The 345-nt window shown below is 61.7% G+C and carries 1 protein-coding gene (only partly in view); it reads left to right on the top strand.

All 345 nt of this window come from inside a single coding sequence — locus GJA_RS25510, hemagglutinin repeat-containing protein (protein ID WP_038498012.1), on the top strand. Of the gene's 381 coding nucleotides, 12 precede the window and 24 follow it; the stretch shown corresponds to coding positions 13–357 — codons 5 (complete) to 119 (complete); the first codon wholly inside the window starts at position 1. Both the start codon and the stop codon lie outside the window.

Below are 345 nucleotides of genomic sequence, written 5' to 3'. Positions count from 1 at the left end.
AAAAACGATATCGTGCTGAACGCCGACAACCAGATCAACCTGGTGGCGGCGCAAGACACGGAAAGCCAGCACAGCGAGAGTTCCAGCCTGAGCGCATCGGTGGGCGTGGCGGCCAATATCAGCAGCAAAGGCACGTCGTTCGGCTACACCGCCAGCGCCAGCGGCAGCAAGGGACATGAGGATGGCGAAGGCACGACGCAACTGAACACCCGCGTCAATGCCGGCCAGACCCTGGTGCTCAACAGCGGCGGCGATACCAACATCAAGGGCGCGGTGGCCAGCGCGAACCAGGTGATCGCCGATATCAAAGGCAACCTGAACCTGGAAAGCCTGCAAGACACGGCG

The organism is Janthinobacterium agaricidamnosum NBRC 102515 = DSM 9628 (assembly GCF_000723165.1).
Lineage (GTDB): Bacteria > Pseudomonadota > Gammaproteobacteria > Burkholderiales > Burkholderiaceae_D > Janthinobacterium > Janthinobacterium agaricidamnosum.
This window is presented reverse-complemented; position numbering and strand designations above follow the sequence as displayed.